Consider the following 4,761-nt stretch of genomic DNA (forward strand, 5'->3'; position numbering starts at 1 on the left):
TTTAAAAAAGAATATAGTGAAATAAAAACAGCCCTAGATAGATGGAGTGCGTTTTTATGTAGAGCGTATGAAATGGAAAAGGGAAAAATACCAAAAGAGATAGAAGTAGATGAAAGTGTAAAAAAAGCAATAGAGAAATTAGATACAATGTATTTAGAAAAGGAAGAAAGAGAAATATATGAAAATGAAAGAAAGGCTATGATGATAAGGAAAGCAGAAGTGAAAACTGCTGAAATTAAAGGAAGAAAGGAAGGAAGAAAGGAAGGAATAAAACAAGGAATAAAACAAGGAATAAAACAAGGAGAATATAAAAAATCTATAGAGATAGCTAAAAACTTATTAGATGTTTTAGATAATGAAACAATAGCAATAAAAACAGGACTTTCTGTAGAGGAAGTTAATAAATTAAGGGAGTAAAAATAGCCATGGCATTTGCCATGGCTATTTTTAATAAATAATTTTAGGATTAATTTTATTAATTTTTTTTATTAAATTCTTTGCATTATTTAAAGCTATAAAATAAGATTTATTGTCTTTAGTATGAATAAGTATTCTATCGGGCATTGTATAATATGCTGTACTTGTGTAATAGCATGAAGAGTTTTTATTTTTTTCCATAGAATACATATTTGAATCTTTAATTTGAGTTATATCGTTTATTGAAATTTTTATTTTTGAAAAACCACTTCTTATTATTAACTTGTCATTTTTTATTTTATAATTTGTAGTTAATAATAAAGAAAGTGTAAATAAAATACCTATGCTTAATATTATATACATTTATTTCACCTCCTTTCGACTAGTATATATTTTAACAATGGAAAGAATTAATTTAATATCGACATTATGACATGTATGGTAATATGAATATAATTCGTATAGAGAAAAAATAGAACTTTTTAAATTAGCCATGGCATTAGCCATGGCATAGTTATTTAATATAAATTGTTTTCTTTTATAAAATTGTTTTGCTTTGAATAAAAACGTAACAGAGTAAATACTAAACACACTAAACCTATTAATATAAATAAAATAGAATATTTAGCTGGATATTTTAATATTTTTGGGAAAACCATAGTTCCTAAAATATTGTATGTAATATGAAGTAATATTGGAGCATATATTGAGTTTGTAAAATTGTAAATTAAAGCTAATATGATTCCCATTAAAAATGTGTAAATTCCTTGTACGATATTGCCATGACAAATAGCAAATATAAGGGATTGAATTATTATACTAGCTGTTATATTTATATTTTTTTTAAGTTCATTAAAAATTAATCCTCTAAATAATATTTCTTCAAAGGCAGGTAATATAAGTAATATACATAAAGCGTTAAGTGGAGATGATACTCCTGTTAATAAGATTTTGGATACTTTTTTATAACTTTCAAATATTGTACTCATGAAGATTGCAATATTGGAACTTGTAAAACTTATTATTATAGAAATTAATATAATTGATATTATATTGTTTGAGCTTATTTTTTTAAATTTGCATCTTTGATATAAATTTTGTTCTTTATTTTTAAATAATAATATGTATACAAAAAATGTTATAATTGAAGCTATTCCTGTTGTTAGATATAAGTTATTCATTATTAGTTGTACAATTTTAGATTTAGGTAAAGTTTTATAATATTTTATACCATATATAATTCCTATTGAAAATTGAGATATAAAAGTAATAATGAAGTATATTAAGTAGTATTTTATTATATTTCCTGTCATTGATAGATATTTTTTCATTGTTTTACCTCCGAATATAATTAGTATTGTTTATTGTATTTTTTTGAGAAAGTTTTTTTAGTACTGTTAATATTATAATAATTAAAACAGATTTAACTTTTAAGGTCAATATATATGTCATGAATTGTCAATATAATATCATGAATTGCAAAAATTACATTTTAGGAAGTTAATGGATTGAGGGATTAAAGGTAGCCATGACATGATATTTGCCATGGCTATGTTTATAAAAAGAAGTAAAAAGATTATAATTAAAAATATAAGATGATTTGAAATGGAATAAAAAATGTTATAATATGTTTTATATAGATAGAATTTACTATATATAGGGGGAGTATATGTTTAACGTCATAATTTGCGAAGACGATAAAGAGATAGTTAAGCGTATTGTGCGTGTAATTAATAACTACAATGATAGTATTTTAAAAGATGAGTATAAATTTGATATAGTTTTAATAAGAGATAGTACAGACGGGGTTATTGATTGTGTAAAACAAAATCTAAATAAGAAAAATATTTATATTTTAGATATAGAGCTTAAATATAATCAAAGTGGAATGAAATTAGCAAAAGAAATTAGAAAATATGATAAAAATGGAGAAATAATAATTATAACTAATTATCCTATTATGGTTATGAGTATATTTAAATACAAATTAAAAGCTTTAGATTTTATTGATAAAACAGATGATATTGAATGTAGATTACTAGAAAATTTAGATATAATACGCAATTTGAGTGAAGGAAACAAGCGAGATAGTATAGTAATTAAATCGGGAAAAAGGGAGTATATATTAAAATTTAATGAAATTATAAAATTTGAAACTACTGGAATACCTCATAAAATTAGGGTATCAACTGTGGATTCTATTATAGAATTCCATGGCAGTTTTAAAGAGATAGAAGAAGAACTCGATAAGAGATTTTATAAATCTCATAGAACTTGTATTATAAATAAAGACTATATAAAAATAATAAATAAAGATTTAAATGATTTATATGTTCTTATGAAAAATGGAGAAAAAGCTATTTTATCGAGAACTGCTATTAAAGGATTGATAAATGATGGATAGTTTACAAAATTTTATTATGACATATATATTTACTTATTCATTTATATATGTTTTCAAAAAACTAGGAAATTATAAGTTGTATAGCTTATTTTATGAAATGAATCTAGTAATTTTTTTATCTTTACTAGAAACACTTTTAGTAAAGATATTCCCTGATTTTTTAAGATTAGGTATTTACTATTTGGTTTTGAGTTTTGGAATGTATTTAGTATATTCAAAGAATAAATTGCGTTTTTTTAAAATATATATCATAACGTTTGGTATATTTCAGATATCTGATTTGTTTATAGGTTATATATTATATGAGTATACTAGCATTTTAGATACATATAGTTTTTTAAAAGATGTTTTTTTTGAGCTGTTGATAATTTTTGTGGCTGTATTAATATCTAGTTTGTTAAAAAAAGTTAAAATTTTAAATTTAAAAGAGGATATTAAATTAGAAGAAAGTAAAATACTTTGGTTTTATATAATATTTATGATAATGGTATTTGTTATAATTGTGTATTCTTTTGAATATGCGAATTATGATATAGATATGAATAAATTTGTTTTATTGTGTATGCTTGTTTTTTTTGTATGTGCAATTATAAGTTATGTTATTTTTTTTATTTTGTACAAATTGTATATAGAAAAAAATGAAAAAAGAAATATCCAGTTATATGTAAATATGATAGAAGAATCGCTTGAAAATATGAGAGTATTTAGACATGATTATAGAAATACTTTAATGTGTATAAATGGATATATATTAACTAATAATATGGAAGGTTTAAAAAAATATTTTTATGAAAATTTGATGAATGATAAATATATGAATGTTAATATATATGGGCTTATAAATATAAAAAATATTCCTGTTAAAGGATTAGTGAGTATAAAATTGGCGAAAGCGAGTTCTTTAGGATTAAATTTAAATTTAAATATAGAGAATAATATAGAAGATTTTTTATTGAGGGATATAGATATTTGTAAAATTTTAGGTATACTTATTGATAATGCAATAGAAGCTAGTATTGAATCGAATGACAAAATAATCAACATTGGAATGGAAGATGATGGAGATGAAATTTACATTATAATTTCAAATTCATTTAAAAGTAAACCTAATATAAATAGAATTTTTGAAAAAGGATATTCGACAAAAGGAGAAGATAGAGGTTTAGGTCTTAATATAGTAAGGAAATTAAATAAAAAATATCATAATATGAGTATTAATACATTTATAAAAGACAATTTATTTCATCAGGAAATATTGATTAAAAAGGTTTTATAATAAATGTTGGGGTGTATAAAAATCTATCTGCCTCAACATTTATCACATAAACTAAGGCGAAAGAGCCCATATTTAACAATTTTAAACTTCCTAATATAAATATTATACTGATTCCGCTCATTTACATTCATTTCTCTCATTAAAATCTCTTCCTTTTTAATTCATAAAATCAATATATATGTCATGAACTGTCAATATAATATCATGAATTGCAAAAATTACATTTTATGACATTGGCTTAATCATTCGTGATATTTATATTGATTTTTGTTTTTATGATATAATATAAAATGGAGGGTGAAAATAATGTGCAGATTAAACCCTAAAGTAGACTTTGTATTTAAAAAGTTATTTGGAAGTGAAGAAAACAAAGATATATTAATTTCATTTATAAATTCAGTATTATCAGAGGAAAATCAAGTAAAAGATATAAAGATAAAAAATCCATACAATCTATCAAGTTATATAAAAGGAAAAATGAGTATATTAGATATAAAAGCAGTAGATGAAAAAGGAGTATGGTATGATATAGAAATGCAAATAGCAGAGCAAAGTTTTTATGATAAAAGAGCATTATATTACTGGGCAAAAGTATACTCAGATCAAATAGAAAGTGGAGAAGATTATTTTGAACTTAGAAAAACAATATCAATAAATATATTGG

At 22.3% G+C, this 4,761-nt stretch carries 5 protein-coding genes and 1 pseudogene; 4 read left to right on the forward strand and 2 right to left on the reverse strand.

From position 1 onward, the window contains the following. Window positions 1-417, forward strand: a pseudogene (locus tag BUA19_RS11220) (hypothetical protein); the annotation flags it as partial. Window positions 418-447: 30 nt separating this feature from the next. Here BUA19_RS11220 and BUA19_RS11225 read toward each other — a convergent pair. After that, window positions 448-780 carry a SunI/YnzG family protein gene (locus BUA19_RS11225; RefSeq protein WP_072726540.1) on the reverse strand — a complete coding sequence of 111 codons (333 nt, stop codon included), beginning with the start codon at window positions 778-780 and terminating at the stop codon, window positions 448-450. A gap of 155 nt (window positions 781-935) precedes the next feature. Beyond that, on the reverse strand, window positions 936-1,748 hold the full coding sequence (locus BUA19_RS11230; RefSeq protein ID WP_072726542.1) for a CPBP family intramembrane glutamic endopeptidase: 813 nt from the start codon (window positions 1,746-1,748) through the stop codon (window positions 936-938). Between the two features lie 338 nt (window positions 1,749-2,086). Between BUA19_RS11230 and BUA19_RS11235 the strand changes: the two genes are divergently transcribed. From BUA19_RS11235 to BUA19_RS11245, 3 genes are all read left to right on the forward strand, one after another. After that, on the forward strand, window positions 2,087-2,821 hold the full coding sequence (locus BUA19_RS11235; RefSeq protein WP_072726545.1) for a LytR/AlgR family response regulator transcription factor: 735 nt from the start codon (window positions 2,087-2,089) through the stop codon (window positions 2,819-2,821). Between the two features lie 76 nt (window positions 2,822-2,897). Continuing rightward, window positions 2,898-4,097 carry a sensor histidine kinase gene (locus BUA19_RS11240; protein ID WP_178137503.1) on the forward strand — a complete coding sequence of 400 codons (1,200 nt, stop codon included), beginning with the start codon at window positions 2,898-2,900 and terminating at the stop codon, window positions 4,095-4,097. Window positions 4,098-4,403: 306 nt separating this feature from the next. Further along, window positions 4,404-4,761, forward strand: a 358-nt coding sequence (locus BUA19_RS11245; RefSeq protein WP_143145433.1) for an Rpn family recombination-promoting nuclease/putative transposase, incomplete at its 3' end; no start/stop codon positions are given.

The sequence above is a fragment of the Tepidibacter thalassicus DSM 15285 genome (genome assembly GCF_900129915.1).
Taxonomy (GTDB): Bacteria; Bacillota; Clostridia; order Peptostreptococcales; family Peptostreptococcaceae; genus Tepidibacter; species Tepidibacter thalassicus.